The 25,333-nt window shown below is 69.5% G+C and carries 27 protein-coding genes; 11 read left to right on the forward strand and 16 right to left on the reverse strand.

The genetic code is table 11. The annotated features are described in order from the left end of the window. Window positions 1–5 precede the first annotated feature (5 nt). The gene (locus BLW81_RS04615; protein WP_083406192.1) at window positions 6–557 is read left to right on the forward strand and encodes a nicotinamidase; all 552 of its coding nucleotides are present in this window, start codon (window positions 6–8) and stop codon (window positions 555–557) included. Here BLW81_RS04615 and BLW81_RS04620 read toward each other — a convergent pair. Beyond that, a complete protein-coding gene (locus tag BLW81_RS04620; RefSeq protein ID WP_235632175.1) occupies window positions 554–1,357 on the reverse strand; it encodes an enoyl-CoA hydratase/isomerase family protein in 804 nt (267 codons plus the stop codon). The genes BLW81_RS04615 and BLW81_RS04620 overlap by 4 nt on opposite strands. Before the next feature lie 102 nt (window positions 1,358–1,459). Here BLW81_RS04620 and glgX point away from each other — a divergent pair, with 102 nt between their 5' ends. Then, window positions 1,460–3,607 carry a glycogen debranching protein GlgX gene (gene glgX / locus BLW81_RS04625; RefSeq protein ID WP_162277400.1) on the forward strand — a complete coding sequence of 716 codons (2,148 nt, stop codon included), beginning with the start codon at window positions 1,460–1,462 and terminating at the stop codon, window positions 3,605–3,607. Window positions 3,608–3,619: 12 nt separating this feature from the next. Here glgX and BLW81_RS04630 read toward each other — a convergent pair whose 3' ends face one another. Continuing rightward, window positions 3,620–4,000 (reverse strand): hypothetical protein, encoded by a 381-nt coding sequence (locus BLW81_RS04630; protein WP_083410325.1) that lies wholly within the window; start codon window positions 3,998–4,000, stop codon window positions 3,620–3,622. Between the two features lie 337 nt (window positions 4,001–4,337). Between BLW81_RS04630 and BLW81_RS04635 the strand changes: the two genes are divergently transcribed. Both BLW81_RS04635 and BLW81_RS04640 read left to right on the forward strand, forming a co-directional pair. Beyond that, window positions 4,338–4,898: a TetR/AcrR family transcriptional regulator gene (locus tag BLW81_RS04635; protein WP_083410326.1), complete on the forward strand. Its 561-nt coding sequence runs from the start codon at window positions 4,338–4,340 to the stop codon at window positions 4,896–4,898. 102 nt (window positions 4,899–5,000) lie between these two features. Then, on the forward strand, window positions 5,001–6,080 hold the full coding sequence (locus BLW81_RS04640) for a cellulase family glycosylhydrolase (protein ID WP_083406194.1): 1,080 nt from the start codon (window positions 5,001–5,003) through the stop codon (window positions 6,078–6,080). A gap of 7 nt (window positions 6,081–6,087) precedes the next feature. Here BLW81_RS04640 and BLW81_RS04645 read toward each other — a convergent pair whose 3' ends face one another. Beyond that, window positions 6,088–7,434: a maltokinase N-terminal cap-like domain-containing protein gene (locus tag BLW81_RS04645; RefSeq protein ID WP_083406195.1), complete on the reverse strand. Its 1,347-nt coding sequence runs from the start codon at window positions 7,432–7,434 to the stop codon at window positions 6,088–6,090. Further along, window positions 7,431–9,242, reverse strand: a complete 1,812-nt coding sequence (gene treS / locus BLW81_RS04650) for a maltose alpha-D-glucosyltransferase (protein WP_083406196.1) — start codon at window positions 9,240–9,242, stop codon at window positions 7,431–7,433. Before treS ends, BLW81_RS04645 begins: the two co-directional genes overlap by 4 nt. A gap of 196 nt (window positions 9,243–9,438) precedes the next feature. Here treS and BLW81_RS04655 point away from each other — a divergent pair, with 196 nt between their 5' ends. The 3 genes from BLW81_RS04655 to pyrE are packed head-to-tail and all read left to right on the forward strand — an operon-like array spanning window position 9,439 to window position 11,253. Continuing rightward, a complete protein-coding gene (locus BLW81_RS04655) occupies window positions 9,439–9,828 on the forward strand; it encodes a hypothetical protein (protein ID WP_083410327.1) in 390 nt (129 codons plus the stop codon). 31 nt (window positions 9,829–9,859) lie between these two features. Next, window positions 9,860–10,660 (forward strand): HugZ family pyridoxamine 5'-phosphate oxidase, encoded by an 801-nt coding sequence (locus tag BLW81_RS04660; RefSeq protein WP_083406197.1) that lies wholly within the window; start codon window positions 9,860–9,862, stop codon window positions 10,658–10,660. A gap of 14 nt (window positions 10,661–10,674) precedes the next feature. Then, a complete protein-coding gene (gene pyrE, locus BLW81_RS04665) occupies window positions 10,675–11,253 on the forward strand; it encodes an orotate phosphoribosyltransferase (RefSeq protein WP_083406198.1) in 579 nt (192 codons plus the stop codon). 74 nt (window positions 11,254–11,327) lie between these two features. Here the strand turns inward: pyrE and BLW81_RS04670 are convergent, their stop codons facing one another. The 4 genes from BLW81_RS04670 to BLW81_RS04685 are packed head-to-tail and all read right to left on the reverse strand — an operon-like array spanning window position 11,328 to window position 15,137. Beyond that, window positions 11,328–12,371 carry an ABC transporter ATP-binding protein gene (locus tag BLW81_RS04670; protein ID WP_083406199.1) on the reverse strand — a complete coding sequence of 348 codons (1,044 nt, stop codon included), beginning with the start codon at window positions 12,369–12,371 and terminating at the stop codon, window positions 11,328–11,330. Further along, window positions 12,368–13,147: an ABC transporter permease gene (locus BLW81_RS04675; protein WP_083406200.1), complete on the reverse strand. Its 780-nt coding sequence runs from the start codon at window positions 13,145–13,147 to the stop codon at window positions 12,368–12,370. The genes BLW81_RS04670 and BLW81_RS04675 overlap by 4 nt, the downstream gene beginning before the upstream one ends. Further along, window positions 13,144–13,998 (reverse strand): ABC transporter permease, encoded by an 855-nt coding sequence (locus BLW81_RS04680; RefSeq protein ID WP_083406201.1) that lies wholly within the window; start codon window positions 13,996–13,998, stop codon window positions 13,144–13,146. The genes BLW81_RS04675 and BLW81_RS04680 overlap by 4 nt, the downstream gene beginning before the upstream one ends. Further along, the gene (locus BLW81_RS04685; RefSeq protein ID WP_083410328.1) at window positions 13,998–15,137 is read right to left on the reverse strand and encodes an ABC transporter substrate-binding protein; all 1,140 of its coding nucleotides are present in this window, start codon (window positions 15,135–15,137) and stop codon (window positions 13,998–14,000) included. The genes BLW81_RS04680 and BLW81_RS04685 overlap by 1 nt, the downstream gene beginning before the upstream one ends. A 190-nt stretch (window positions 15,138–15,327) precedes the next feature. Between BLW81_RS04685 and BLW81_RS04690 the strand changes: the two genes are divergently transcribed. Beyond that, complete coding sequence (locus BLW81_RS04690) at window positions 15,328–15,912, forward strand: hypothetical protein (protein ID WP_083406202.1); 585 nt, start codon at window positions 15,328–15,330, stop codon at window positions 15,910–15,912. 12 nt (window positions 15,913–15,924) lie between these two features. Here the strand turns inward: BLW81_RS04690 and BLW81_RS04695 are convergent, their stop codons facing one another. The 3 genes from BLW81_RS04695 to BLW81_RS04705 form a co-directional block, all read right to left on the reverse strand. Continuing rightward, complete coding sequence (locus BLW81_RS04695) at window positions 15,925–16,176, reverse strand: hypothetical protein (protein ID WP_083406203.1); 252 nt, start codon at window positions 16,174–16,176, stop codon at window positions 15,925–15,927. 70 nt (window positions 16,177–16,246) lie between these two features. Then, window positions 16,247–16,849, reverse strand: coding sequence for a TetR/AcrR family transcriptional regulator (locus BLW81_RS04700; RefSeq protein WP_083406204.1), 603 nt, complete (start codon window positions 16,847–16,849; stop codon window positions 16,247–16,249). 45 nt (window positions 16,850–16,894) lie between these two features. Continuing rightward, on the reverse strand, window positions 16,895–17,542 hold the full coding sequence (locus BLW81_RS04705) for an FMN-dependent NADH-azoreductase (protein ID WP_083406205.1): 648 nt from the start codon (window positions 17,540–17,542) through the stop codon (window positions 16,895–16,897). 82 nt (window positions 17,543–17,624) lie between these two features. On the opposite strand from BLW81_RS04705, the gene BLW81_RS04710 reads away from it, so the two are divergent. From BLW81_RS04710 to BLW81_RS04720, 3 genes are all read left to right on the forward strand, one after another. After that, window positions 17,625–18,086: a MarR family winged helix-turn-helix transcriptional regulator gene (locus BLW81_RS04710; RefSeq protein WP_083406206.1), complete on the forward strand. Its 462-nt coding sequence runs from the start codon at window positions 17,625–17,627 to the stop codon at window positions 18,084–18,086. 9 nt (window positions 18,087–18,095) lie between these two features. Then, window positions 18,096–18,503 carry a TIGR03668 family PPOX class F420-dependent oxidoreductase gene (locus BLW81_RS04715; RefSeq protein WP_083406207.1) on the forward strand — a complete coding sequence of 136 codons (408 nt, stop codon included), beginning with the start codon at window positions 18,096–18,098 and terminating at the stop codon, window positions 18,501–18,503. A 106-nt stretch (window positions 18,504–18,609) separates the two neighbouring features. Next, entirely contained in the window at window positions 18,610–20,778 is a 2,169-nt protein-coding gene (locus BLW81_RS04720) for an elongation factor G-like protein EF-G2 (RefSeq protein ID WP_083406208.1), read from the forward strand. Between the two features lie 168 nt (window positions 20,779–20,946). Here BLW81_RS04720 and BLW81_RS04725 read toward each other — a convergent pair whose 3' ends face one another. The 5 genes from BLW81_RS04725 to BLW81_RS04745 all read right to left on the reverse strand — a co-directional run bounded on the left by BLW81_RS04725 (window position 20,947) and on the right by BLW81_RS04745 (window position 25,205). Beyond that, entirely contained in the window at window positions 20,947–21,678 is a 732-nt protein-coding gene (locus BLW81_RS04725; protein WP_083406209.1) for a hypothetical protein, read from the reverse strand. Beyond that, window positions 21,678–22,877 carry a hypothetical protein gene (locus tag BLW81_RS04730; protein WP_083406210.1) on the reverse strand — a complete coding sequence of 400 codons (1,200 nt, stop codon included), beginning with the start codon at window positions 22,875–22,877 and terminating at the stop codon, window positions 21,678–21,680. The genes BLW81_RS04725 and BLW81_RS04730 overlap by 1 nt, the downstream gene beginning before the upstream one ends. Next, complete coding sequence (locus BLW81_RS04735; protein ID WP_157897589.1) at window positions 22,874–24,463, reverse strand: S53 family peptidase; 1,590 nt, start codon at window positions 24,461–24,463, stop codon at window positions 22,874–22,876. The genes BLW81_RS04730 and BLW81_RS04735 overlap by 4 nt, the downstream gene beginning before the upstream one ends. Before the next feature lie 31 nt (window positions 24,464–24,494). Further along, on the reverse strand, window positions 24,495–24,761 hold the full coding sequence (locus BLW81_RS04740; RefSeq protein ID WP_083406212.1) for a hypothetical protein: 267 nt from the start codon (window positions 24,759–24,761) through the stop codon (window positions 24,495–24,497). A gap of 114 nt (window positions 24,762–24,875) precedes the next feature. Next, window positions 24,876–25,205 (reverse strand): STAS domain-containing protein, encoded by a 330-nt coding sequence (locus BLW81_RS04745; protein WP_235632176.1) that lies wholly within the window; start codon window positions 25,203–25,205, stop codon window positions 24,876–24,878. Window positions 25,206–25,333 lie beyond the last annotated feature (128 nt).

A 25,333-nucleotide genomic window follows, 5' to 3' on the forward strand; every position in this document is an offset into this window, starting at 1 on the left:
CGCCCATGAAGGCGCTCATCATCGTCGACGTACAGAACGACTTCTGCGAGGGCGGATCGCTGGCCGTGACCGGCGGCGCCGGCGTCGCACGCGGGATCAGTGACCTGCTCGACGGTGACCACGGCTACGCACACGTGGTGGCCACCAAGGACTTTCACATCGACCCGGGTGACCACTTCTCCGACAACCCGGACTACGCGGCGTCCTGGCCGCGGCACTGCGAGGTCGGCACGCCCGGCGCCGACTTCCACCCGCAGTTCCGGCCCGACGCCGTCGAGGCGGTGTTCACCAAGGGTGAGTACTCCGCCGCCTACAGCGGGTTCGAGGGCAGCAACGACGACGGCACACCGCTGGCCGACTGGTTGCGCGGCCATGGCGTCGACGAGGTCGACATCGTCGGCATCGCCACCGATTACTGCGTGAAGGCGACCGCCGCCGACGCGGTCGCCAACGGGTTCGCGACGCGGGTGCTGCTGGACCTCACCGCGGGTGTCGCGCTTGAGTCGACTGACCGCGCCGTCGACGACCTGCGCGCGGCCGGCGTGCAGATCGCCTAATCGGGTCGGCCGGTCCATTTCGGCGGCCGGCCCTGCAGGAACGCCCGTACCCCCTCGCGGGCGTCGTCGTGACCCATCAGCCGCAGGTGGATCTCGGTCTCCCGCGCACCGACGGCCTCGCGGTCGAGGTCGAACGACTCCCACAGCAGCCGCTTACTGGCCGCCACCGACATCGGTGCGGTGTTGACGGCGATGTCGCGCGCCACCTCCAGCGCGGCGGGCAGCACCTGCTCGGCAGGCAGCACCCGGCTGCCCAGGCCGAGTTCGACCGCGCGGTGACCGTCGAAAGTTGCTCCGGTGAGCAGGATTTCGGCGGCGTTGGCGATACCGACCAGCCGCGGCAGGATCCAGTGCGAGTAGGCGTCGCCGACCACGCCCCGACGGACCTGCACCACACCGTAGGAGGCGTCGGCGGCGAAGAACCGCAGATCGCACTGCAACGCCAGGGTCAGCCCGAGCCCGATCGCGTGCCCGTTGACCGCCGCGATCACCGGCTTCGGCACCGTCCACGCCGGCACCTCGAGACCGGCCGCGCTGAACCCGGGACCGGGCGCACCGAAGGTGTCCTCCCCGGCGGCTAGGTCCGCGCCCGCGCAGAACGCGGGCGGGCTGCCGGTCAGCACGACGGCACGCACGCGGTCGTCGGCGCCGAGCCTGCGGTAGGCGTCGGCCAGCTCCTCGCGCATGCCGTCGCCCACGGCGTTGCGCTGCCGCGGCCGGTTCAGCGTGACGGTGGCCACGCCGCCGTCGAGGGCGGTCAGCAACGTCCGGTAATCGGGCAGGTCAGGGCCGTCGGACACGCCGTCTCCGTGAGGTTGTGTGATTTCTGTGAGGAGTTGGTTGCGATGGTGCCGCATCGGGCACACCCCTATCGTCTTATCTACCCGTCGTCTGGAGTTACGTTGACCCAAGCCCCCGCCCCGCACGCCGCCACGTTGGAGATCTGGCCCGGCAAGGCGTATCCGCTGGGGGCCACCTACGACGGCTTCGGCACGAACTTCGCGCTGTTCAGCGAGGCCGCCGACAAGGTCGAACTGTGCCTGTTCGACGCGGACGGCACCGAGACGCGGATCCCGCTGCCCGAGGTCGACGCCTTCGTCTGGCACGGGTTCATCCCCAACATCGAGCCCGGGCAGCGCTACGGGTATCGGGTGCACGGCGCGTACGACCCGGCCAACGGCCAGCGGTGCAATCCGAACAAGCTGCTGATCGACCCGTACGCCAAAGCCATCGACGGCAGCTTCGACTGGGACCAGGCGCTGTTCAGCTACAACTTCGGCGACCCGGACAGCCGCAACGACCAGGATTCGGCGCCGCACATGCCCAAGTGCGTCGTCATCAACCCCTACTTCGACTGGGGCAACGACCGGCCGCCGGGCTACGAGTACGCCGACTCGGTCATCTACGAGGCGCACGTCAAGGGCCTGACGCAGACGCATCCCGACATCCCCGAGCAGATCCGCGGCACCTACGCCGCCGTCGGGCACCCGGTGATCATCGAGCACCTCAAGTCGCTGGGCGTGACCGCGATCGAGTTGATGCCGGTGCACCACTTCGCCAACGACTCGACGCTCGTCGACAAGGGACTGTCGAACTACTGGGGTTACAACACCATCGGCTTCCTCGCGCCGGACTCCAAGTACAGCTCGAACCCGAACCCGGGCGGGCAGGTGCAGGAGTTCAAGGCGATGGTGCGCGCGCTGCACGAGGCGGGCATCGAGGTCATCCTCGACGTCGTCTACAACCACACCGCCGAGGGCAACCACATGGGCCCGACGCTCTCCATGCGCGGCATCGACAACGCCGCGTACTACCGCCTCGTCGACGACGACAAGCGGTACTACATGGACTACACCGGCACCGGTAACAGCCTCAACGTCGGGCATCCGCATTCGCTGCAACTGATCATGGACTCGCTGCGCTACTGGGTCACCGAGATGCACGTCGACGGGTTCCGGTTCGACCTGGCCTCGACGCTGGCCCGGGAGTTCTACGACGTGGACCGGCTGGCGACGTTCTTCGAACTCGTGCAACAGGATCCGACGGTCAGCCAGGCCAAGCTGATCGCCGAACCGTGGGACGTCGGGCCCGGTGGCTATCAGGTCGGTGGCTTCCCGCCGCAGTGGACCGAGTGGAACGGCAAGTACCGCGACACCGTGCGTGACTACTGGCGCGGCGAGTCGGCGACCATCGACGAGTTCGCCTCTCGACTCACCGGGTCGTCGGACCTCTACGAGCACACCGGCCGGCGCCCGGTCGCGTCGATCAACTTCGTCATCGCCCACGACGGCTTCACGTTGCGAGACCTGGTGTCCTACAACGAGAAACACAACGAGGCCAACGGCGAGGACAACAACGACGGCGAGAGCCACAACCGGTCGTGGAACTGCGGTGTCGAAGGCCCGACCGACGACCCGGAGGTCAACGCGCTGCGGGCCCGTCAGCAGCGCAACTTCCTGACCACCCTGTTGCTGTCGCAGGGTGTGCCGATGATCGCCCACGGCGACGAGCTCGGCCGCACCCAGCAGGGCAACAACAACGTCTACTGCCAGGACAACGAACTGTCGTGGATCGACTGGGCCAGCGCGGACACCGAGCTGATGGAGTTCACCCGCCAGGTCTCCGAGCTCCGCGCCGCGCATCCGGTGTTCCGCAGGCGCCGGTTCTTCTCCGGCCGGCCCGTGCGCCAGCGCGGCGGTGACGGGCTGCCCGACATCGCGTGGTTCGCGCCGGACGGCTCGGAGATGAGCGACGACGACTGGGACAGCGGGTTCGCGAAGTCGATCGCCGTCTACCTCAACGGCAACGGCATCCCCGACCTCGACGTGCGCGGGCAGCGCGTCACCGACGACTCATTCGTGCTGTGCTTCAACGCCCACTACGAGCCGATCGACTTCGTGGTGCCGGAGCGCAAGTTCGGCGAGTCCTGGCGGCCGGTCATCGACACCGCGGCCGACGGCGACGCGGAGACGCAGCCGGTGGCGGCCGGGGAGAAGGTGACGGTCGCGGCGCGGGCGGTCGTGGTGCTGCAGGCCGAGCCGACGGAGTAAGCGCGAACCCCGCTACTCGACGACCGGGTAGAACCCGTCGCCGTCCTCCGGCGTGCCGTCGACCTGGCCCTCGGACTGGCCGTGCACGTCGGGGTCCACGCGGTCGATCTCGTCATCGGCACGGGACTCGGTGTCACCGCTGGGGTCGGCGAGCGGCTCGGCGAGCTCGGGTTGCTCGGGCTGTTCTGCGGCGAGCTTGTCGTCGAGGGACTCGTCGACCTCGCCGTCGGCATTGATCTTGTCGGCCTCACGCCACCGGTCCGGCGGATCGACGGTCGCGTCGCCGTCGTCGTTGCGCAGGTCGTCAGGGTCGGTCGCCTCCATGGGACGAAGCGTGTCGCCGACGCCGCCGCCGTCGTTGGGTGAATAGCCTGGGTCCGGGTTCGTGCTCACGCCTGTTCGGGTGCCCACCTGGGTGTCCGCTAAACGCCGCTGCGCCGATCGAGACCGCCGTCACCGGCTCGCCGCCGAAATGCGCTGTGCGACACCGAGCTTGACCTCCCCAAATGGCCGATCTTGGTGGTCGCCGTGTGCTACGGTCGCCGCTACAGCAACCGTGGCCGCCGCGTCGACATCCTCATGTCACCGGCCAGGCGGGCCTTGGCGGGGCCGATGAGCGGCGGACCCCGCCCCGGCGGCCACGGTTGCCGAAATCTGCCGGGTCGTTCGCCTGTCGAATAATTTTCGCGAGTGTCAGTAAAAGCGTCCGATCCCCCGTATGCTGCCCATCATGACGGCCGCGACCAGTACCGGCCGCCGGGTGACGGCGGACGACTGGATCCAGGCTGGCTTCGATGTGCTGGCCGAGGGTGGCCCGAACGCGCTGCGGATCGGCCGGCTGTGTGAACGCCTCGACGTCACCAAGGGCAGCTTCTACTGGCATTTCGCCGATATGCGGGCCTATCGCGCCGCGCTGGCCAGGGCCTGGGGCAACCTGCACGACGAACGTCGCCGCCGGTTCGAGAACATGCGCGATGCGGACCCCCGCAAGCGGTTGGCCGTGATGATGCAGACCCTGGTGTGCCCGGACCACTGGGCCCTGGAGCGCGCCATGCGGGTGTGGGCGCTGACCGACGAGTCGGCGCTGGCCAGCGTCCAGCGCAGCGACGGCCGGGTGCTCGGCGCGGTGCGCGAGGCGCTGGTCGACTACGGGTTCGAACAGGACGAGGCCGACCTGCGCTCGGCGGTGCTGTTCGCCACCGGCGTCGGCCTGCTGCACGAGGCCAGCTCGACCGTGCAGGAAGCCACCCCGCTCAGCGAGCGGGTGCTCGACCTCGTGCTGCGCCGATAGCTCGCTCCCCGACCGGCTAGGGTTACCGCGGCGGGAGTTTTGTTAACTTTTCGCTGGGCAATTCCGATACACCACGTGTTCCGGTACCGAGATGGGGGAATTGTGCGGAAACTCTTCAAGGCGTTCGGTGCGCTGGCGGTCGTCGCGGTCCTGGCGACGACGCTGACCCAGATCCTCGGCGACGAGGGCACCGCGCCGCGGACCCGCAGCGTCCCGGTCACCGAGACCGCGGCCGTGAGCAACCTCGGCTTCTCCGATTCGTGGCTGTGGTTCCTGTCGCCCGACGACGTGAACCGGCAGCTGGACCTGATGGTCAGCACCGGTGTGCGCAGCGCCCGCATCATGCTGCCGTGGGCCGGGATCCAGCCCGCACCCGACGCGTGGGACTGGGGCCAGGCCGACCTGATCGTCAACGCCGCCAACGCGCGCGGCATCGGCGTCGTCGCGTTGCTGAACTCCACCCCCGGCTGGGCGACCGGCGGCGGCCCGGCCATCACCGGCCCGCCCGCGACCGCGGAGTCCTACGCCGCTTTCGCCGGCGCGTTCGCCGCCCACTTCGCCGGTCGCGTCGCGGCCTACGAGATCTGGAACGAGCAGAACGCCGTGCAGTTCTGGGCCATCCCGGAGGGCCCGCAGCCGGAGCGGTTCGCCGCGATGCTCAAGGCCGCCTACCCCGCGATCAAGGGCGCCGACCCGAACGCGACGGTCATCGCCGGCGGGCTGGCGCCGACCATCAACTTCTTCTCGTTGACCATGAACCCGGTGACGTTCGTCGAGCGGATGTACGCCGCGGGCGCCGCGGGCTCCTTCGATGCGCTGGCGTTCCACCCGTACCTGTTCACCCCGGACGCCAAGGCGCGGTTCTCCGGCGGCCGCGCCAACGGTCCGCTCGGGCTCTACGACCAGCTGCGCGGGCAGATGAACCGCAACGGCGACGGCGGCAAGCAGATCTGGGCCACCGAGTTCGGCGAGTCGACCACCGATGTCGACGAAACCACCCAGGCCGAACGCATCCGCGACTTCATCGTCACCTGGCGCTCGCTGCCCGGCGCCGGTCCGGCGTTCATCTACACCACTCGCGACCGCGCCACCGGCAGCCCCAACGCGCAGGACAACTTCGGCGTGTACCGCACCGACTGGACCCCGAAGCCGGCCGCCGACGTCATCCGCGGGCTGGCCTGAGCGCGGGTCAGCTGACCAGCCGCGCGATCGACTTCAGCGGAATCGGCAACCAGCTCGGTCGGAAGCGGGCCTCGTAGGCCGCCTCGTAGACGGCCTTGTCCAGTTCGTAGGCGGCCAGCAGGTGCCCGGTGTCGCGCGGGTCGACGCCGGCGATCTCGGCGTAGCCGTCGCAGAAGGACCCGGCGTTGCGGTCGACCCACTCGCGGGCCCGCGCCGCCAGCTGACGGTCACGGTCGCCGTCGCCGGCCTGTTCCATCAGCCGCTGGTAGGCGGCGTACTCGTAGGAGCGCAGCAAGCCGGCCACGTCACGCAGCGGGGAGTCGGGTCGGCGCCGCTCGTCGAGCGGCTGGCCGGGCTCGCCCTCGAAGTCGATCAGCAGCCACCCTTCGGGGGTGCGCAGCACCTGACCCAGATGCAGATCGCCGTGGATGCGCTGAACGGTGATCGTCTCCTCGGCGAGCTTGCGGTAGCGCTCCTCGATCAGCGGCGCGTACTCCTCGAGGTCGGGCACCGCCTTGGCCGCCGACGCCAACCGCTCCAGCGCGGTCTCGGTCGGGAACGCGACGGCCTCGGTGCCGAGCTCGTCGGCCAGGGTGGCGTGCACCGAGGCGACCGCCTCGCCGAGCCGGTAGGACTCGCCCGCGAAGTCGCCGCCGACCTCGTCGGCGTAGAGGTCGCCCTCGGCGAACAGGTCGCGGGTGCTCGCGGTCGCCATGTCCCAGCCCTCGGCGGAGTTCGCGGCGAACTCGGTGACCATGCCCAGCGCGCACGGCTCGCCGTCGCCGTCGGACTCCCACGTCGTCTCGAAGGAGCCGAGCAGCCGCGCGACGTGCGGGTTACCCGCGCGGGCCAGCACCCGGTTGAGCTCGATGTCGGGGTTGGTGCCGGGGGTGATCCGGCGGAACACCTTGAGGATCGCCTTCTCCTCGAACACCACGCTGGTGTTGCTCTGCTCGGCGCTCGACACCCGCGGCGCGGCGTCCAGCGGGAGGTCGATGCCAGGCTCCTTGACGAACCGCACGTCCCCGACGGTCGCCGACGAGTCGATGAGCGACAGCAGGAACTGTGCGGCCGCCGGATCGTAGAGCGCGTCGTAGGCGGTGGGCTCACCGTCGGAGTCGGCGGCGACGCCGATGGTGGCGACTTCCGCGTATTCGTCGATGGGCCCGGCATTCCAGCGGATCAGCACCTGGTAGCGCTCGCTGGAGCCGTCGGTGTAGGACACGTCGAGCAGGACGAGGTCGAGATCGTCGCGCAGGGTCGTGCTCGCCGCCTCGCGCACGGCGGCCAGTTCCCTGCTGCGGCCGGCGTACCACCGCTGCTGCGGTAGCCACGCGTCGAACTGCAGGGTCATGGGTGCTCTCCAGGCTCGAATTCGGGGGCTTTCAACGAGAACCAGTAGAAGCCGTGTCCGGGCAGGGTCAGCAGGTAGGGCAGCTGGCCGATGGGCGGGAACTCAACGTACCCGGTCATCTCCACCGGTGTGTAGCCGTTGTAGGCCTGCAGGTTCATCTCGATGGGCTGCGGGAAGCGCGACAGGTTGTTGACGCACAGCACGGTGTCCTTCGTCCCGTCGTCCTTCTCGACCTCACGCACGTAGGTCAGCACCGACGGATTCGACCCGCCCAGCTCGTGGAAGGTGCCGATCGCGAACGCGTCGTGGCGGCGGCGCACCGCCAGCATGGTGCGCGTCCAGTTCAGCAGCGAGTTCGAGATGTCGCGCTGCGCTTCGACATTCACCGCCTGATAGCCGTAGATGGCGTCCTGGTTCGGCGGCAGATACAGCCGGCCCGGCGTCGCGGTGGAGAACCCGGCGTTGCGGTCCGGCGTCCACTGCATCGGGGTGCGCACCGCGTCGCGGTCGCCGAGCCAGATGATGTCGCCCATCCCGATCTCGTCACCGTAGTAGAGCACCGGCGAGCCAGGCAGCGACAGCAGCATCGCGGTGAACAACTCCATCTGGTTGCGATCGTTGTCCAGCAGCGGCGCCAGCCGCCGGCGGATGCCGACGTTGGCCTTCATCCGCGGGTCCTTGGCGTACTCGGCGTACATGTAGTCGCGCTCTTCGTCGGTGACCATCTCCAACGTCAACTCGTCGTGGTTGCGAAGGAAGATGCCCCACTGCGCCATCTCCGGGATGTCGGGCGTCTGCGCGAGGATCTCGCTGATCGGGAAGCGGGATTCGCGGCGGACCGCCATGAAGATGCGCGGCATCAGCGGGAAGTGGAACGCCATGTGGCATTCGTCGCCGCCGGTCTTCGGGTCGCCGAAGTACTCGACCACGTCGGCGGGCCACTGGTTGGCCTCGGCCAGCAGCACCCGGCCCGGGTACTCGTCGTCGATGACCTTGCGGCAGTGCTTGAGGAACGCGTGCGTCTCCGGCAGGTTCTCGCAGTTGGTGCCCTCACGCTCGAACAGGTAGGGCACCGCGTCGAGGCGGAACCCGTCGATGCCGATGTCGAGCCAGAAGCGCAGGACGTCGAGCATCGCCTCCTGCACGGCGGGGTTGTCGTAGTTGAGGTCGGGCTGGTGGCTGAAGAACCGGTGCCAGTAGAACTGGCGTCGCACCGGGTCGAACGTCCAGTTCGACTCCTCGGTGTCGACGAAGATGATGCGGGCGTCGGAGTACTTGTCGCTGGTGTCGCTCCAGACGAAGAAGTCTCCGTACGGTCCGTCGGGGTCCCGTCGGGACTCCTGAAACCAGGCGTGCTGATCGGAGGTGTGGTTCATGACCAGGTCGGTGATGACCCGGATGCCGCGGCGGTGCGCGGCGTCGAGGAGTTCGACGAAGTCGTCGACGGTGCCGAACTCCGGCAGCACCCGGTAGAAGTCGCGGATGTCGTAGCCGCCGTCGCGCAGCGGTGAATCGTAGAACGGCGGGAGCCAAAGGCAGTCCACGCCAAGCCATTTGATGTAGTCGAGCTGTTCGGTCAGCCCGCGCAGGTCGCCGACGCCGTCGGAATTGGAGTCGTAGAACGCGCGCACCAGCACCTCGTAGAAGACGGCGCGCTTGAACCACGTGCGGTCCTCGGGCAGCACTCGCGCGTGACCGAAGTCCTCGGCGGTGGGGTGTTCGACGACCCCGTCCTCGACATGGCTGCCCTCCGCCGGGTCGTGGTCGGCGGACGCGTCGGATGCTTTGACACCGCTGAGTTGGTCCATACGGTTTCAAAGCTACCCACGTCGCCGCGAATTGAATCGCCCGCGGACCGGATCACACCGGTTGAATCCGCGATCTTGAAGGGTTACGGTTTCGACGTCTCGCTCACCCCCTACGAATCGAGTGGCTGTGGCTGATTCGACGCCCAACGATGGTGAAGCTCAAGTCATTGTCGGCATGGCCGACGCGGCGATGCACATGTACGGCGCCGCCATCGACGCGCTGCCCGATCACAGCGACCCCGATTTCCCCGACCGGGTGGGGGTGATCCTGGCGGGCATGCGCAAGCTGCAGGGTTCGCTGACCGAGGCCGCCGGCCGCAGCCGGTCGACGCCGTCGGTGATCGTCGCGCTCAGCGGTGTGCGCAAACGCTACGACGAGTTGATGGAGAACGCGGCGACCGGACCGAACGCGACGCTGGGTCAGCGGCTGTACGTGGCGCGTGGCCGGGCGAAGCTCTCGACCAAGGAAGCCGCCAACGGTGTCGGGTTGCGGAAGGACCTGATCGAAGCGGTGGAGGCCGAGGAACCGGCCAACGAGGAAGAGACCTCGCGCATCAAGGATCTGATCGCCGCACTCGGCGGCTGATCGGCGCGCGGCGCTTCGGTATCGTTCCGGCGTGGCAACTCGCGATCATGGCGACCCCGGCGACGCGCCGAGCGTGCCGCCCCCGCTGACGGAGATCGTCAATCCCGTTCGCCCGTCGGCGGCCGAGGAAGCCAGAACCATCGCCGCGTCCACCAACGTCGGCACGCTGGCGACGCTGACCGGCGACGGCGACCCGTGGGCGTCGTTCGTGACCTACGGACTGCTCGACGGCGCTCCCGTGCTGTGCGTGTCCAACCTCGCCGAGCACGGCCGCAACCTCGCGGGCGACCCGCGAGCCAGCATCGCGATCGTCGCGCCGAGCGCGCAGTCCGATCCGCTGGCGAGCGCCCGGATCACGCTGGCCGGGGTGGCCTCGCGCCCGGAGGGCGACGAGTTGGCCGCCGCGCGCGAGGCGCACCTGGCAGCCGTCGCGGCCGCGAAGTACTACATCGACTACAGCGACTTCACGCTGTGGCTGCTGCGGGTGAACCGGGTGCGCTGGGTCGGCGGGTACGGGCGGATGGCCTCGACGTCCGGCGAGGACTACACCGCCGCGCAGCCCGACCCGGTGGCGCCGCGGGCGGCCGGGGCGGTCGAGCACCTCAACGCCGACCACGCCGACTCGCTGGTGGCGATGGCCAAGGTGCTCGGCGGCTATCCGGACACCACCGCGGCGACCTGCACCGGCGCCGACCGGTACGGCCTCGATCTGCGCCTTCAGACCGCGCGCGGCATGGCCTACACCCGCATCGGCTACGCCACCCCGATCGACTCGATCGGCGAATTGCGTTCGGCCACCGTGGAGCTGGCGCGCCGCGCCCGACAGGCCTGAAATACGATCGCGGTATGTCTGCAGCCCCCGGACGACCGGCCACCTGGCAAGCCGCGTTCGACCTCATCGCCACCCGCGGCCATGAGCGTCGCGAGGAGCCGTTCAAGCTGGCCAGCGGTCAGCTCAGCCACGACTACATCGACGGCAAGTTCGCGATCGACACCGGCGAGCGGCTGACCGTCGTCAGCCGCGCGGTCGCCGAGCTGGCCGAGTTGCACGGCATCGACTTCGACGCCGTCGGCGGGCTCACCATGGGCGCCGACCCGCTGGCGCACGGCGTCGCGATGGTCACCGGCAAGGCGTGGTTCTCGGTGCGCAAGGAGCAGAAGCAGCGCGGCCGCGAGCAGTGGATCGAGGGCACCCGGCTCCAACCGGGCACCCGGGTGCTGCTGGTCGACGACGTGATCAGCACCGGCGGGTCGACCGAGATCGCGTTCGACCGGGTGACCGCGGTGGGCGCGGTGGTGGCCGGCGTGATCCCTATGGTGGACCGCGGCGACATCGCGGCCAAGCGGTTCGCGGCGCGCGACGTGCCGTTCGTCGCACTGGTCACCTACCGCGATCTGGGCATCGAGCCGGTCCAGGACGTCTAGTTTTTCTCGGCGAACGTGGGTTACCCGCACATTTTTTCGCGCGCAGGTGTGCGGGTAACCCACGTTCGGCGGGTCTAGGGGGCGGGCACGACCAGGACGCCGTCGGACTCCACACCGACGCGCACCGAGTCGCCGGGCGCGAACGCCCGCGCCGCCGAACTGCCCAGCTGCGCGCCGACCACGGTGCCGTCGGGCAGCGTCGTGTACACCCGCGACACCGGGCCGAGGAACGCCACCGAGCTGACCGTCGCGCCGCCGGCCGGGTCCGCCGTCACCGTCACCGACTCCGGGCGCACCATCGCCAGCCCGGCGCCGGACGCGATCGATCCGGGCAGCGTCGGCACCGATGTGTCGAGCAGCCGCACCCGGCCGTCCGAAACCTGGCCCGGCACTTTGTTGTTCAGCCCGACGAACTCCGCGACGAACGGGGTGGCCGGGTTGGCGTAGAGGTCGGCGGGCGCGGCCAGTTGCTCGAGCTTGCCCTGGCTCATCACGCCCACCCGGTCGGCGACGGCGAGCGCCTCCTCCTGGTCGTGGGTGACGAACAGCGTGGTGGTGCCGACCTCGAGTTGCACCCGGCGGATCTCGTCGCGCAGCTGGGTGCGCACCTTGGCGTCCAGCGCCGACAGCGGCTCGTCGAGCAGCAGCACCCGCGGCTGGATCGCCAGCGCGCGGGCCAGCGCCACGCGCTGCTGCTGCCCGCCGGACAGCTCGCTGGCGTACTTGTGCGTGTGCGCCGACAACCCGACCAGCTCCAGCATCTCGGCGGCCCGAGACGTCCTCTCCGCCTTAACTTTTCCGCGCATCTTCAATCCGAATGCGACGTTGTCGAGCACGGTCAGGTGCGGGAACAGGCTGTAGGCCTGAAACACCATGCCCATGTCGCGCTTGTTGGCGGGCACCCGGCTGATGTCGCGGCCGCCGACCGACACCGCGCCCGAGGTGGCCTGGTCGAGACCCGCCAATATCCGCAGCGCGGTGGTCTTGCCGCAGCCCGACGGGCCCAGCAGCGCAACGAGTTCGCCCGGTTCGATGTGCAGCGTCAGCCCGTCGAGGGCCTTGACCGTACCGTACGACCGGGTCAGGTCGTTGAGTTCGACGGCCACTCCGTCGGTCATGCGGTGACTCCTTGAACCCTTCGGCGCCCGCGGGTGACGAGCGACAACACCAGAAGCAGGACGAACGCCAACAGCAGCACCGCCAGCGACGCCGCCACCGACGTCGGGCCGTCGGACTTGCCGATCGCCACGATCTGCACCTGCAGCGTCTGGTATCCGCTCAGCGAGGCGATCGTGTACTCGCCGAGCACCACGGCGATCGAGATGAACGACGCGGACAGGATGCCCGACCAGATGTTGGGCACCACCACCCGCAGGATCGTCGTCGCCCACCCGGCGCCCAGCGACCGGGCGGCCTCGGTCAGCGTCTGCAGGTCGATCGCGGACAGCGCCGCGTCCAGCGCCCGGTACGCGAACGGCAGCACCAGCACGATGTAGACGAACGTCAGCGTCAGCGCGGACTCCCCGAGGAAGTACGTCACCCACAGGTAGACGTTGCGCAGCCCGACCACGATCACCAGCGCGGGAATCGTCAACGGCAGCAGGCACAGAAACTCCACCAGCCCCCGCGCCCACGGCGCCCGCAGCCGCACCCAGATCATCGTCGGCAGCAGCAGCACCAGCATCGCCAGCACGGTGAGCACGGCCAGCAGCAGCGACACCACGATGGCCTGATACAGCGCGTCGTCAGCGACCAGGTTGGCCCACGCGCGCAGCGTCCGGCCGCCCGCGATCAGGTTGCGTGTCGAGAAGTCGGCCATCGCGTAGAGCGGGAACAGGAAGAACAGCGCGAAGGCCACCCACAGCACACCGCGAATCACCCTGCCGCCGTTCATCGCAACCACCTCGCGGTGCGTCGCACCAACGCGTTGTAGGCGACCATCACGACGGCGACGACGACGATCATCTCCAGCGCCAGCGCGTAGGCGAACCCGGACTGCCCGAGCACCACCTCACTGGTCAACGCGGCGCGGATGAGCAGCGGCACGATCGGGGCACCCTGGCTGACCAGCGCCGCTGCCGTCGCATATGCCGCGAAAGCGTTGGCGAACAACAACAGTGCCGACCCCAGGAACGCCGGCGTCAGCAACGGCACGGCCACCTCGCGGAAGTACTGCCACCGCGACGCACCGAGGCTGACCGCCGCCTCGCGCCACTGCTCGCGCAGGCCCTCGAGCGCAGGCACGAACACGATCACCATCAGCGGGATCTGGAAGTACGTGTAGACGACGATCAGCCCGGTCAATCCGTACAACCAGCCCGATCCGGCGAGGTTGAAACCGAACAACTGCTGGACCCACAGCGTCAGCACGCCGTTCAGCCCGATCGTCGCCAGGAACGCGAATGCCAGTGCGACACCGCCGAACTGGGCCAGCACGCTGCACAGCGACAGCACCGTGCGGCGCAGCATCGAGGCCGACGGGCTGGACACGATCAGCCACGACAGCACCGCGCCGAGCGCCGCCCCGATCAGCGCCGTGCTGCCGGAGAGCACGACGCTCTTCGCCAGCGCCGACAACGCCGCACCGGAGAACAGCGCCTCGATGCGGCTCAGCGAGAACACGCCGTCGACGATGAACGCGTTGACGATGACCGTCACCGTCGGGATGACCAGGAAGACGACCACCACGGCCAGAAACGGCAGCAGCGGCAGTGCGGAGGCGGACGCCTCCCGCAGCTTCTTCATCAACCGATCGCGGCGGCCCAGTGTTCGGACAGGTACTTGGTGGCGGCCTCGGTCTGCTCCGGGGTCGGCACCGTCACGGGTCCGTCGATCACCGGCACCGACGCGGTGGCCGCCTTGTCCAGCGTGCCGTCGGCGGCCATCGTGTCGGCGCGCACCGGCCGAACACCGCCGAGCGCGAACAGGTTCTGGCCCTCGTCGCTGTAGAGGAACTCCTGCCACAACCGGGCGGCCGCGGGATGCGGCGCGTCCTTGTTGATCGCCTGGTAGTAGTAACCCGCGACCGCGTGGTCCGGCGGCACCAGCACCTGCCACGACGGCAGCTTCTTGGTCTCGGAGGCGTTGGTGTAGTTCCAGTCGATGACGACGGGGGTCTGGCCGGACTCGATGGTGGCCGGCGTCGGGTCGACGGGCAGGAAGTTGCCCGCATCGGCGAGCTTGCGGAAGAACTCGACGCCGGGCCCGATGTCGTCGGCCGAACCGCCCTGCGACAGCGCAACCATCAGCACCCCGGAGAACGCCGCGCCGGCCTGCGTCGGATCGCCATTGAGCGCGACCTTGCCGCGGTACTCCGGCTTGAGCAGATCGTTGACGCTGGTGACCGCCGGCACCTTGGCCGCGTCGAACCCGATCGACATGTAGCCGCCGTAGTCGTTGACCCAGGCGCCGTCGGCATCCTTGAACGCGGCCGGGATGTCGTCGAAGTTGGCCACCTTGTACGGCGCGAACATCGCCGTGTTCGCCAGCGCGACCGACTGCCCGAGGTCGAACACGTCGGGCGCGGAGCTCTTGCCCTTCTGCTGGTTGGCGGCGTTGATCTCGTCCTGGCTGGACGCGTCGGGCTGCGCGGAGTTCACCTTGATGCCGTACGTGTCAGAGAAAGCCTTGATGATCGCGCCGTAGTTTGCCCAATCCGGCGGCAGCGCAATCACATTGAGCTCGCCCTCCTTCTTGGCGGCCTCGACGAGGCCCTCGATGCCGCCGAAGTCCTCGGCCGACGTCGCCTCGGCGGCCTTGACGCCCGACTGGGTGTCCTCGCCGCCGCTGCTCTTCTCCGGCGGCGCGCAGGCCACCGAACCGCCGAGCAGCAGGAGGGCGGCGGCGCCGGCAGCGGCGAGCCTTCGGGTACGCGGGGAGTGCATCTTCATGGCCGAAACCTTCCGATGGTCAGGAGGCGGCGCGATGGCGCCGTGGTGACGGCAGCCGGTCGCCGCGGTGAATGAATCCATACGAGGCGCTCGAAACCTTATCGCGGCGGCGGTCCGCACGCGCGACTTCGCCTGACTTTCCCCGCCCGCGCGTTTGCGCAGGTACCGGCGTTAACATTCCTGTGTGGCAGAACGCGAAGCCTCGGGGGACTTCGACTACCTGTTCGACGACATCGCCGACCAGACGGCTGATGTCGACGAGTCGAGTGGCGACGCGCTGCCCGCGGCCGGTCCCGGCGAGGTCGAGGAGATCGGCGCCGAGTACCGGGACCTCGAACATCCGGGTTTCGACGCATTCGATTCCACCACCTGGTATTTCGAACCGGCCCCGCCGCCGTGGTACCGCACCGGCAAGACGCTGGGCCTGCTGATCGCCGCGTCGCTGGCGGCGGTGGCGCTCGTCGTCTCCGGGGTGCTGTTGGTGTTCGGCGGATCCGGCGACTCGGTGCGGGAGGCCACCACGGTGTCCCCGACCGCGCAGACCACCGCGCCGCCGCGCAGTCAGCCGCTGCGCAGTGAGCCGCCCCCGCCACCGCCTCCCCCGCCGCCGGCCGAGACGTCGGCCGCGCCCGCGCCTGCGCCGGTGCAGACCTACCGGCCGCGCAGCCCGTCGACGCGGCCCAGCCGCGAACCCGAGATCGGGGTGACGCGCACCCCGGTCACGCGCTCGCCGATCAGCGTCGCACCGCAGCGGCCGAATCAGCGCTGAGCCGGGCCGCGGCTAGCGGTGCCTGCCGATCTCGTGGTGCAGGATGACCCCGAACGGCTCGCCGTAGAACGGGGTCTGCAGCTGGGCGGCGTCGCTGGCCGCCGTCCCGGGTTGCGCATTGACCTGCGCGTTGCCCGGGGTCACGCACTCGGTGGCACCGCCGGTGTAGGAGCATCCGGTCGGCGCCGCGGCCGCGGTGGGGGCGAAGCCGACGGCAGCGGCAGTCGCTGCCATGGCCAGGGATGCGATCAAACGTGTTCTCATGCCGGTTCCTTCGATCACGCGGGGCGGGGTCCGCAGCGGACGGCGTCTCCGCAATTACTGAACTATCCGTTCAGTTTTGATGGTACGCGCGCTCGGCGGCCAGCCCGCCGAGCGCGGAACCGATGATCGCGTCGATCGCCGGGGCGTCGAGCGGTGCGTGACCGAGCAGCAGCCGGTACAGCAGGGGCCCGAGCAGCAGGTCGACGGCGACGTCGGGATCGACATCGTCGCGTAGCTCACCGCGTGCCACCCCGCGGTCCCACACCGTGCGCATCAGTGCGCGCCGCGGGGCCACCAGGTGCGCCTGCAGCTCGGCGGCGACCGTCGTGTCGGACTGCCCCTCGCCGACCAGCTGGGCGAACACCCGGCCGCTGGCACCCGAGTAGAAGTGCGCCAGTCCCCGGATCACGCCGAGGATGTCCTCGCGTGCCGAGCCGGTGTCGGGATCCGGGGCCTCGGCCATCAACTCCCCGAGAAACGCCTCGATGGCCACCGCGTACTTGTTGGGCCACCACTTGTAGATCGTCGCCTTGCTCACGCCGCTGCGGTTGGCGATCTCCTCGGTCGTCATCGCGCGTAAACCGGCCTCGCGCAACAACTCCGACGCCGCCCGCAGCACCGACTGGCGGGACTGCTCACTGCGCGGCCGGCCGGGCCGCGGGGGCGCTGACATGACACCACTATCGGGGACCGCCCCGGGCTACGGGCGGCAAACGGGTCAGGCGGCGTTCTCGTCGGCCGACCAGAGCCCGTCGATCTCGGCCAGCGCACGACGCAGACTCTCGGCGGCCAGCGGCCTGAGGTCGGCCATGGCGGGGTTCACGTCGGCCATCGTCAGCTCCGCGGTGATGAAGCGCGGTCGCAGCCCGGTCAACGACACCGCGTGCGGCAGCCAGGCGATCGCGTGGTCCCATCCCTCGCGCGGGGTGCCCGGCCCGTAGCCGCCGCCGCGGCTGGTGAGCACGACGAAATCGACGTCGCCCAGCAGACCCTGACCGGTCTCGTGGTCGATCGAGAGCCCCGGCGCGATCAGGTGGTCGACCCAGGAGTGCACGGAACTCGGCGCGCCGAAGTTGTACAGCGGCAACCCGAGCAGCACGGTGTCGGCGCGCTTGATCTCGTCGATGAGCTGCACGCTGAGCTCGAAGGACGCCTGCTGTGCTGCGGTGCGCGCCTCGGCCGCCACCATGCGCGCGGTGCCGGACTCGGCGTCGAGGTGCGGCAGCGGCTCGGCGCCCAGGTCGCGGTGGGTGACGGTGCCGCCGGGATGCGTCGCACGCCAGCGGTCGGCGGCGTGCGCGGTGAGCCGGCGACTGACCGAGCGCTCTCCCTGGATGGACGAGTCGATGTGGAGCAGATGTGCCATCGGTGACCCTTCATAGATCGTTAGTGTTGTACTAACGATCTATACCACATGGGTGATTGGTGTATTGCCGTAGGCTTGATCCGTGCCCTATCTGTCCGCGCCCCTGCTCGTGCATCTCGCGCGGCGCGTGCAGAACGAGGCGGACGCCGCTTTGGGGCGTTCGGGGCTGCGCGCCCGGCACGTGATCGCGATGACGCTGCTGCGCGACCTCGGCGAGCAGAACCAGTCCGACATGTCCGCCACGCTCGGCGTCGACGCGACGAACGTGGTCGTGCTCCTCAACGAGCTCGAGGCCGACGGGCTCGTCGAACGTCGCCGCTCGGCGCAGGACCGGCGTCGCCACACCGTCTCACTCACCGATGCGGGGGCCCGTCAACTCGCCGAGATCGAGACGATGCTCTCCGGTGTCGAACGCCGGGTGCTGGGCGGCCTCAGCGCCGACGAGCAGGCCCAGCTCTACGCGTTGTTGGCGCGCGCGACCTCCAACGTCACGTGCACCGAAGCCGCGCACATCTCGACCGCATGCCTGGCCGAGCCGGAATAGGCTAGGCGCATGGCCGGATTCGACGCGCAAGCCGAGTTCGCCGGGGCGCCGGTGGCGCGGCTGTCCACGGTCGGACCGCAGGGCGCACCGCATTTGGTCCCGGTGGTATTCGCGGTGCACGACGGCGTCGTCTACACCGCCGTCGACGCGAAGCGCAAGACCACCCAGCGGCTGCAACGGTTGGCCAACATCGAAGCCAACCCGCAGGTGAGTCTGCTCGTCGACCACTACGACGACGACTGGTCGCAACTGTGGTGGGTGCGCGCCGACGGGCACGCCGAAATCCACACCAGCGGTGACGAATTGGCGATCGGCTACACGCTGCTGCGGCGCAAGTACCCGCAGTACGAGCGGCTCGCGCTGGACGGCCCGGTGGTCACCGTCGCGGTCAGCCGGTGGGCGTCCTGGCAGGCCTGACGGTCCGATTTCGCCAATCCCTTGTGCGGACCGCCACCGAGGAGAATGGTGGTGGCACACACACCACACTGCGGCGGCTGGGCGGCCGCCGTGGGGAGGGAACGTCATGGCCGACAAGACGACACATGCCCAGGGCGCAGGAGCCGCCCCCACCGCGGACAGTCCGGCCGCCATCCGCAACGTGGCGCTGGTGGGCCCATCGGGTGGCGGCAAAACCACACTGATCGAGGCGCTACTCGTCGCCGCGGGCGTGCTCACCCGGCCCGGTTCGGTCGTCGACGGCACCACGGTGTGTGACTGTGACGAGGCCGAGATTGCCCAGCAGCGATCGGTGGGCCTCGCGCTCGCGTCGCTGCCGCACGGGGCCACCAAGGTCAACCTGATCGACACCCCCGGCTATGCGGACTTCGTCGGGGAACTGCGCGCCGGGTTGCGGGCCGCCGACTGCGCGCTGTTCGTCGTCGCCGCGAACGAGGTCATCGACGAGCCCACCAAGTCGCTGTGGCAGGAGTGCGCACAGGTCGGCATGCCGCGCGCTGTGGTGATCACCAAACTCGACCACGCCCGGGCGAACTACGACAACGCGCTGACCGAGGCCCAGCAGGCGTTCGGCGACAAGGTGCTTCCGTTGTACCTGCCCGCGAATTCACCGTGCACGGGCCTGATCGGGTTGCTGTCGCAGACGCACTACGAATACCGCGACGGCAAGCGCGTCGCCGCCCACGAACCCGATGCGTCCTACGCCGACGCGATCGCCGAGCACCGGGGCGGTTTGATCGAGGGCATCATCGAGGAGTCCGAGGACGAGACGCTGATGGAGCGCTACCTCGGCGGCGAGCAGATCGACGAGACCGTGCTGATCGACGACCTGGAGAAGGCGGTCGCTCGCGCATCGTTCTTCCCGGTCATCCCCGCCTGCAGCAGCACCGGCGTCGGCACGCTGGAACTGCTGGAGATCATCACCGCCGGCTTCCCGTCGCCGCCGGAACATCGACTGCCCGAGGTGTTCACCCCGCAGGGCAAGGCCCGCGAGACCTTGCCGTGCGATCCGGCCGCCCCGCTGCTGGCCGAGGTGGTCAAGACGACGTCGGATCCCTACGTCGGGCGCCTGAGCCTGGTACGGGTGTTCTCCGGCACCATCACCTCCGATGCGACTTTGCATGTGTCCGGGCACTTTTCGTCGTTCTTCGGGGCGAACGGGTCGGGTGCGGGCCACGAGGACCACGACGAGGACGAACGCGTCGGCACGCTGAGCTTCCCGTTGGGCAAGCAGCAGCGGCCGGCAGCGTCGGTGATCGCCGGTGACATTGCGGCGATCGGGCGGCTCAGCCGCGCCGAGACCGGTGACACGTTGTCCGACAAGGCCGATCCGCTGGTCCTCAAACCGTGGACCATGCCGGAACCGCTGCTGCCCATCGCGGTGCAGCCGCGCGCCAAGACCGACGAGGACAAGCTCTCGGTCGGGCTGGGCCGGCTGGCTGCCGAGGACCCGACGCTGCGCATCGAACAGAATCCCGAGACGCATCAGATCGTGCTGTGGACGATGGGCGAAGCGCACGCGGGGGTGGTGCTCGACGCGCTGGCGCGCCGCTTCGGTGTCGCCGTCGACACCGTCGAGCTGCGGGTGCCGCTGCGAGAGACGTTCGCGGGCACGGCCAAAGGCCACGGCCGCCACGTCAAGCAGTCCGGCGGCCATGGCCAGTACGCGGTGTGCGACATCGAGGTCGAACCGTTGCCGCAGGGCTCGGGGTTCGAGTTCGTCGACAAGGTCGTCGGCGGCGCGGTGCCCCGGCCGTTCATCCCCAGCGTCGAAAAGGGCGTTCGGGCCCAGATGGAAAAGGGCTTGTCCGGGGCGAGCGGCACCGGCTATCCCGTCGTCGACATCCGCGTGACGTTGTTCGACGGCAAGGCGCACAGCGTCGACTCCTCGGACTTCGCGTTCCAGATGGCCGGCGCCCTGGCCCTGCGCGAGGCGGCCGCGGCGACTCGGATCAACCTGCTCGAACCGGTCGACGAGGTGACGGTTCTCGTTCCCGACGACTTCGTCGGCGCGGTGATGGGCGACCTCGCCGGCCGCCGCGGCCGGGTCCTGGGCACCGACAAGGTCGGCGACGACCGCACGCTCGTCAGGGCCGAGATCCCCCAGGTAGAGCTCACCCGCTACGCCATCGACCTGCGCTCACTGGCCCACGGCGCGGGGTCCTTCACCAGATCGTTCGCGCGCTACGACCCGATGCCCGAGCACGCCGCGGCCAAGGTGCTCGCGACGGTCTGATCAGCGACCTGCCCGGACCCGCACAGGCCGTTCCCAGCCCGGCTGCCTACCGTCGGCGCGCATGAACGACCCGGACACATCTGCTCGCTCATCTCGTCACGACCGGAGCGCTGGCGGTCACGATGCTGGTGGCCGTCTGGCTCTGGCTGTTCAACGGCGTGCTCTGAGTCAGCGCGGTGTGTCGCCGCGCCAGGCGAAGCTGTTGACGTATTTGCCCATGTCCAGAGCGATCTGGAGGTTGGCGCCGGACGGCTTGCCGAACCCGAAGTCGGGTCCGAACTGGTGATAGGGCCCGACGGCGGCGGCGACCAGAGCCAGGTCATCCTTGACCGCGACCATCACGATCACCCGCATCCGCAGATAGCTGCTGTTGGCGCCCTGCGGCCAGCAGTCGGCGACCTCGCCGTAGCCGGACTGGTAGCCCACCATCGCGTTGGGTATCTCGTAGGCGGTGCGGGTGTCAGGAAAAGTGCTGTCCACCAACGACTTCGCGATGTCGCGCGGGGAGCGGCCCGCGGCGGGCTCACTGAACAGCTGCAGGGTGCCGCCGTCGCCGGCGAGGAACTCCGCGGTCACGCCGTTGGGTTTGGTGGTGATCCGGTACGCCGAACTCGGGGCCGGGTGCGCCACCGAGAACGCGCCGTCGGCCGCGGTGAAGCGCGGGTTGATCTCGACCGGTGTGCCGGTGGGCGGGCGCCCGCAGTCCGGCGGGCAGATGTAGCGCGCGGGCGGTTTGGCGATCATCGACGACATCCAGACGAGCGCACCCGCGACCAGGCCGATGGCCAGCACCCAGGTCAACACCAACCGCGTGCGCGACGTGCGAGGCGGCGGCGGGGCGGCGTAGTCGCCGGCCGGGACCACGTAGCCGGGAAAGAAATCCGTCGTCGGGGCGCTCATCAGCTGTCCGGTCTCGGGCCGCGCACCGGGCGCGCCTCACGCCGCGACCGGCGCGACGACCGCGATGACGCGCGCGTCGCCACCCCGCACGCCGGGCAGAACGCCATATCGGGCACGACGTGGCCGCAGTGCGGGCACAGCAGCGGTTCGTCGGAGCGGATCTCGTCGTGGGCCTCGTGCAGCAGCGCCAGGTGCAGCCCGAGCCGCAACAGGAACAACGCGATTACCGCCAGCAGCAGATACAGCATCAGCATCAGCACCTGCGGGAAGTGCGACACGTCGATCAGGCCGAGACCCAGGTAGACCACCAGCACAGCGACCGCAAAGCCGACGAGCACCGCGCGGACCACGCCGGGGTGCTGGTCGCGTTTACTCGGCGGGCGCGTGAACCACAGTGCGGCGCCGATCAATCCGCCGGCCGCCGCAGCGGTCAGGGGCACCGCCACACCGCGGATGCCCGCCTCCACCAGCAGGCTCTCCATCGGCCGCCTGCTGACCACCCCGGTGCCGAACTGCGGCCACAACCGGGTCAGCGTCGCCGCGGCGGTGAACGTCAGCGCCCCCAGCGCGCCGACCATGAACCCGTCCAGCGCTTCCCGCGACGGCGGTCGCCACACCCGCACGATCACGGCGGGCAGCAGCATGAGCACGACTCCGCCGAGCGGGATACCGATGCCGTCGCGCAGCATCCGCGCACCGACGATCCCCGTGCCGAGCCCGACACCGTACGAACGCGCGACCATCGCGCCGGTCAGCAGCACCCAGCCGACACCGAGTCCGATGCCCAGTCCCATCGTCAGCGCGATCGTGCGAATCGGGAAGTCGCGGAACGCGTCTGACTCGCGCAGGTAGATCAGGTACAGCAACGGCAACCCCAACGCGGCCACCGTCACCAGCGCGGCGGGCAGCCGCAGCAGGGTGAACGCGACCAGCGCGGCGAGCAGCACCACCAGCCCGATCCGGAACGCCGTGCGGGACCGCTGCGGCAGATGCGGGAACAGTGAGCTGGCCACCGAGAGCTGCAGCAGGTGTTCGTTGGGCGCGGCCCCGAAGTCGCGGGCCCGCAACCAGTCCGGGCCTTCCCGCTTGCGCGGCGTCAGGTGACACCCGCACAAACCGCAGTACTCGCCGGCGGGGACGTCGGTCTTGCAGATCCGGCATTCGGTGGTCGGTACGCCGTCGTTGTCTTCGATGCTCATGTCGATGCCCTCTGCAGTGTCAGCAGGTTGCGGACGAGGTTGTCGACGTCCGGGGTGCCCAGTCCGGTGACCAGGTCGTAGCCCGGCGCGGCGTCGGCGACGACGTTGCCGCCCAACGTGACGTCGCGGAACGCGGGCAGCGCTGCGCCCTGCGCCATGCGGTAGAGCAGCGGGTTGAGCGCACCGATCAGGCGGCCGCCGTTGGCGAGCAGGTACTGGTTCATCACCGCTGCGATGCCGGCCCAGATCGGCGCCGACTGCGACGTGCCGCCGCCGACCAGCGGGGTCTGCTGGAACACGATCCGCACCCCGGTGAACGGGTCGGCGACCGCGGCGACGTCCGGGGTCAGCCGCCGGTCGGTGTCGCGGTCACGCAGCACCGCGCGCTGCCACGGCGGCCGCTCGAACAAGGAGGACACCCCGCCTCCGGTCCCGACCGTCAGCGGCACGTCGAACCAGGCCTGCTCGGACAGCCAGCGGCCCTGGTTGTCGGTGGACAGCGTGGTGCCGCCGACGTCGGTCATCTCCGGCAGCGATGCGATCGAGTCCAGCCCGATGTCGTTGTCGCCGGGCGGCGATGACCAGTCGTCACCGCCCTTGCACTCCAGCCCGGCGAGGTCGCCGCTGGCGTTGAACGCGGTCGTACCCCGCGCCTGCGCCGCCGCGAGCGCGGCCCGCACCGGCGCGAGGTCGGCGGCGGTGATCAGCTTGTCGCAGCCCCAGCCGATCGAAAAGCTCCACACCGCACCGGGAAACCGCCGGTCGGTCTCCTCGAACATCTGGCCGATCTTCTCGAAGGCGCCGTCGCCGGTCACCGTCGGCTGGGCGCTCACCACGACCTTGCGCGCGTCGGGGGCGACGGCGTGCGCGACCTGCAGATCCATGGTGGTCTCGCCGCGTGGTTCGTCGAGTTCACCGCCGACGATCTCGGGTGCGAACCGCGGCAGCCCGTAGGTGTCGGCGAAGGTGTCGAGGTCGGCCTGGGCGAAGCCGTCGAACGCGAAGAACACGATCGTCGTGCCCTTGCCCGTGTACCCGGCGGCTGTCAGCGGCGCGATGTTGTAGGTGTTGAGGAGGTTGCCGGGGGTCAGGCCCTTGTCCGGCACGTCCAGCGGCAGCGTCCAGATGTGCGACGTGTGATGCGGCAGATAGCCCAGGATGCGGCCGAGTTCGCGGACCTCGTCGCTCAGTCCGGCGGGGATCTGCGGTTGCTGCGGGGATGCGTAGAAAACCTGGCCGCGCCGGCCGCGGTAGTCGTGCACCTCGACGTCGAACGCGTCGGCGACCTGCTGCGCCGCGCCCTCGACGACCGCCCAGTCCTGACCCGCGCGCCACCGCACCTCAAGGTGCCGGCCGCCGGCCCAGTCGTAGAGGGTGACCGGGCGGCGGCGGTCCCGCAGGGCCATCGTCACCTGGACGTCGGCGTTGCGCGAGGGCCCGAGGTCCGTCGAGTCCGCCAGCAGGTAGGAGTACGGCCCCGCGATCAGGCCGCCCCCGTCGCGCGGGGGAACGGGACGCAGATCTGAGACGAGCACCCATACGCCCGCGGCGATCAGCGCCAGCACGCCCACATGCCGCGCACTCACGGACGCCAGCGTACGTCCGATTCGGATGGGGTCAGTTGTCGCCGGGGATGGCCGTCGGCGCGGGCGGCGCGATGACGGTCGGCGAGAACGGGTTCGGATCGTTGGGGTTGATGCGCGGCGCTTTCTCCGTCGGCTCCACCGGCGCCGTCGTGGTGGTGGTCGTCGTCGTGGTGGTTGTGGTCGTCTCCTCCGGCGCCGACTCCTCGCTGGAGCACGACGCTGTGAACATCACCATCGCCACTGCGGCCGTCCCGCCGGCGAGCACTCCGATGCGGCGGCCCAACTGAGCTGACCTCATATGCAGTCCTATCTGTCCCGACCTGTGCCAGGTCCGTCAAGATCAGCCCGGCGTCGAAACTCTAACCGAACGCGCAGGCCAGCGCTCGGTTAAGCGCAAAGGGGCACCGGGACGTCAGGACCCGCCCTGCAGCGCGGCGAGGGCCTCGGCCAGCGTCGGGAACAGCGAGAAGACCTGATCGAGCCCGGTCAGCTGGATCGGCCTGCTGGTCGCGGGACCGTCGGCCACGACCGCGAAACGGGCGGACTTGCTGACGCTCTCGTGGGTGGCCACCAGCGCCTGCAGTCCCGCGGAGGCCAGGAAGTCCACCGCCGTCAGGTCGACGACGAGTGCCGTCGGTTCCTGCGTCAACGCCTCGGTGATACCCGCTTGGAACGCCGGCACGGTGGCGAGGTCGACATCGCCACCGACCGTCAGCACGGCGATGCTCCCCTCTTGGGACACCGAGGTCGTGATCGGATCATTACGAGACAACGTGGTCCTCCGGTCAACGCCGCCCTCACGGCGGCAATGCGCCGAGCTTAATACGTGGCGCTCGACGACGAATCAACGCTTCACAGGATCATGCCGGA

The sequence above is a fragment of the Mycolicibacterium rutilum genome (assembly GCF_900108565.1).
GTDB classification, from domain to species: Bacteria; Actinomycetota; Actinomycetes; order Mycobacteriales; family Mycobacteriaceae; genus Mycobacterium; species Mycobacterium rutilum.

Bases quoted from the DNA above. Each gene is read 5' to 3' on its own strand.
- BLW81_RS04615 (WP_083406192.1), top strand. From the start codon at position 6: ATGAAGGCGCTCATCATCGTCGACGTACAGAACGACTTCTGCGAGGGC.
- BLW81_RS04635 (WP_083410326.1), top strand. From the start codon at position 4,338: ATGACGGCCGCGACCAGTACCGGCCGCCGGGTGACGGCGGACGACTGG.
- BLW81_RS04645 (WP_083406195.1), bottom strand. From the start codon at position 7,434: ATGACCCTGCAGTTCGACGCGTGGCTACCGCAGCAGCGGTGGTACGCC.
- treS (WP_083406196.1), bottom strand. From the start codon at position 9,242: ATGGACCAACTCAGCGGTGTCAAAGCATCCGACGCGTCCGCCGACCAC.
- BLW81_RS04655 (WP_083410327.1), top strand. From the start codon at position 9,439: ATGTACGGCGCCGCCATCGACGCGCTGCCCGATCACAGCGACCCCGAT.
- pyrE (WP_083406198.1), top strand. From the start codon at position 10,675: ATGTCTGCAGCCCCCGGACGACCGGCCACCTGGCAAGCCGCGTTCGAC.
- BLW81_RS04670 (WP_083406199.1), bottom strand. From the start codon at position 12,371: ATGACCGACGGAGTGGCCGTCGAACTCAACGACCTGACCCGGTCGTAC.
- BLW81_RS04675 (WP_083406200.1), bottom strand. From the start codon at position 13,147: ATGAACGGCGGCAGGGTGATTCGCGGTGTGCTGTGGGTGGCCTTCGCG.
- BLW81_RS04680 (WP_083406201.1), bottom strand. From the start codon at position 13,998: ATGAAGAAGCTGCGGGAGGCGTCCGCCTCCGCACTGCCGCTGCTGCCG.
- BLW81_RS04685 (WP_083410328.1), bottom strand. From the start codon at position 15,137: ATGCACTCCCCGCGTACCCGAAGGCTCGCCGCTGCCGGCGCCGCCGCC.
- BLW81_RS04695 (WP_083406203.1), bottom strand. From the start codon at position 16,176: ATGAGAACACGTTTGATCGCATCCCTGGCCATGGCAGCGACTGCCGCT.
- BLW81_RS04700 (WP_083406204.1), bottom strand. From the start codon at position 16,849: ATGTCAGCGCCCCCGCGGCCCGGCCGGCCGCGCAGTGAGCAGTCCCGC.
- BLW81_RS04705 (WP_083406205.1), bottom strand. From the start codon at position 17,542: ATGGCACATCTGCTCCACATCGACTCGTCCATCCAGGGAGAGCGCTCG.
- BLW81_RS04715 (WP_083406207.1), top strand. From the start codon at position 18,096: ATGGCCGGATTCGACGCGCAAGCCGAGTTCGCCGGGGCGCCGGTGGCG.
- BLW81_RS04720 (WP_083406208.1), top strand. From the start codon at position 18,610: ATGGCCGACAAGACGACACATGCCCAGGGCGCAGGAGCCGCCCCCACC.
- BLW81_RS04725 (WP_083406209.1), bottom strand. From the start codon at position 21,678: ATGAGCGCCCCGACGACGGATTTCTTTCCCGGCTACGTGGTCCCGGCC.
- BLW81_RS04730 (WP_083406210.1), bottom strand. From the start codon at position 22,877: ATGAGCATCGAAGACAACGACGGCGTACCGACCACCGAATGCCGGATC.
- BLW81_RS04740 (WP_083406212.1), bottom strand. From the start codon at position 24,761: ATGAGGTCAGCTCAGTTGGGCCGCCGCATCGGAGTGCTCGCCGGCGGG.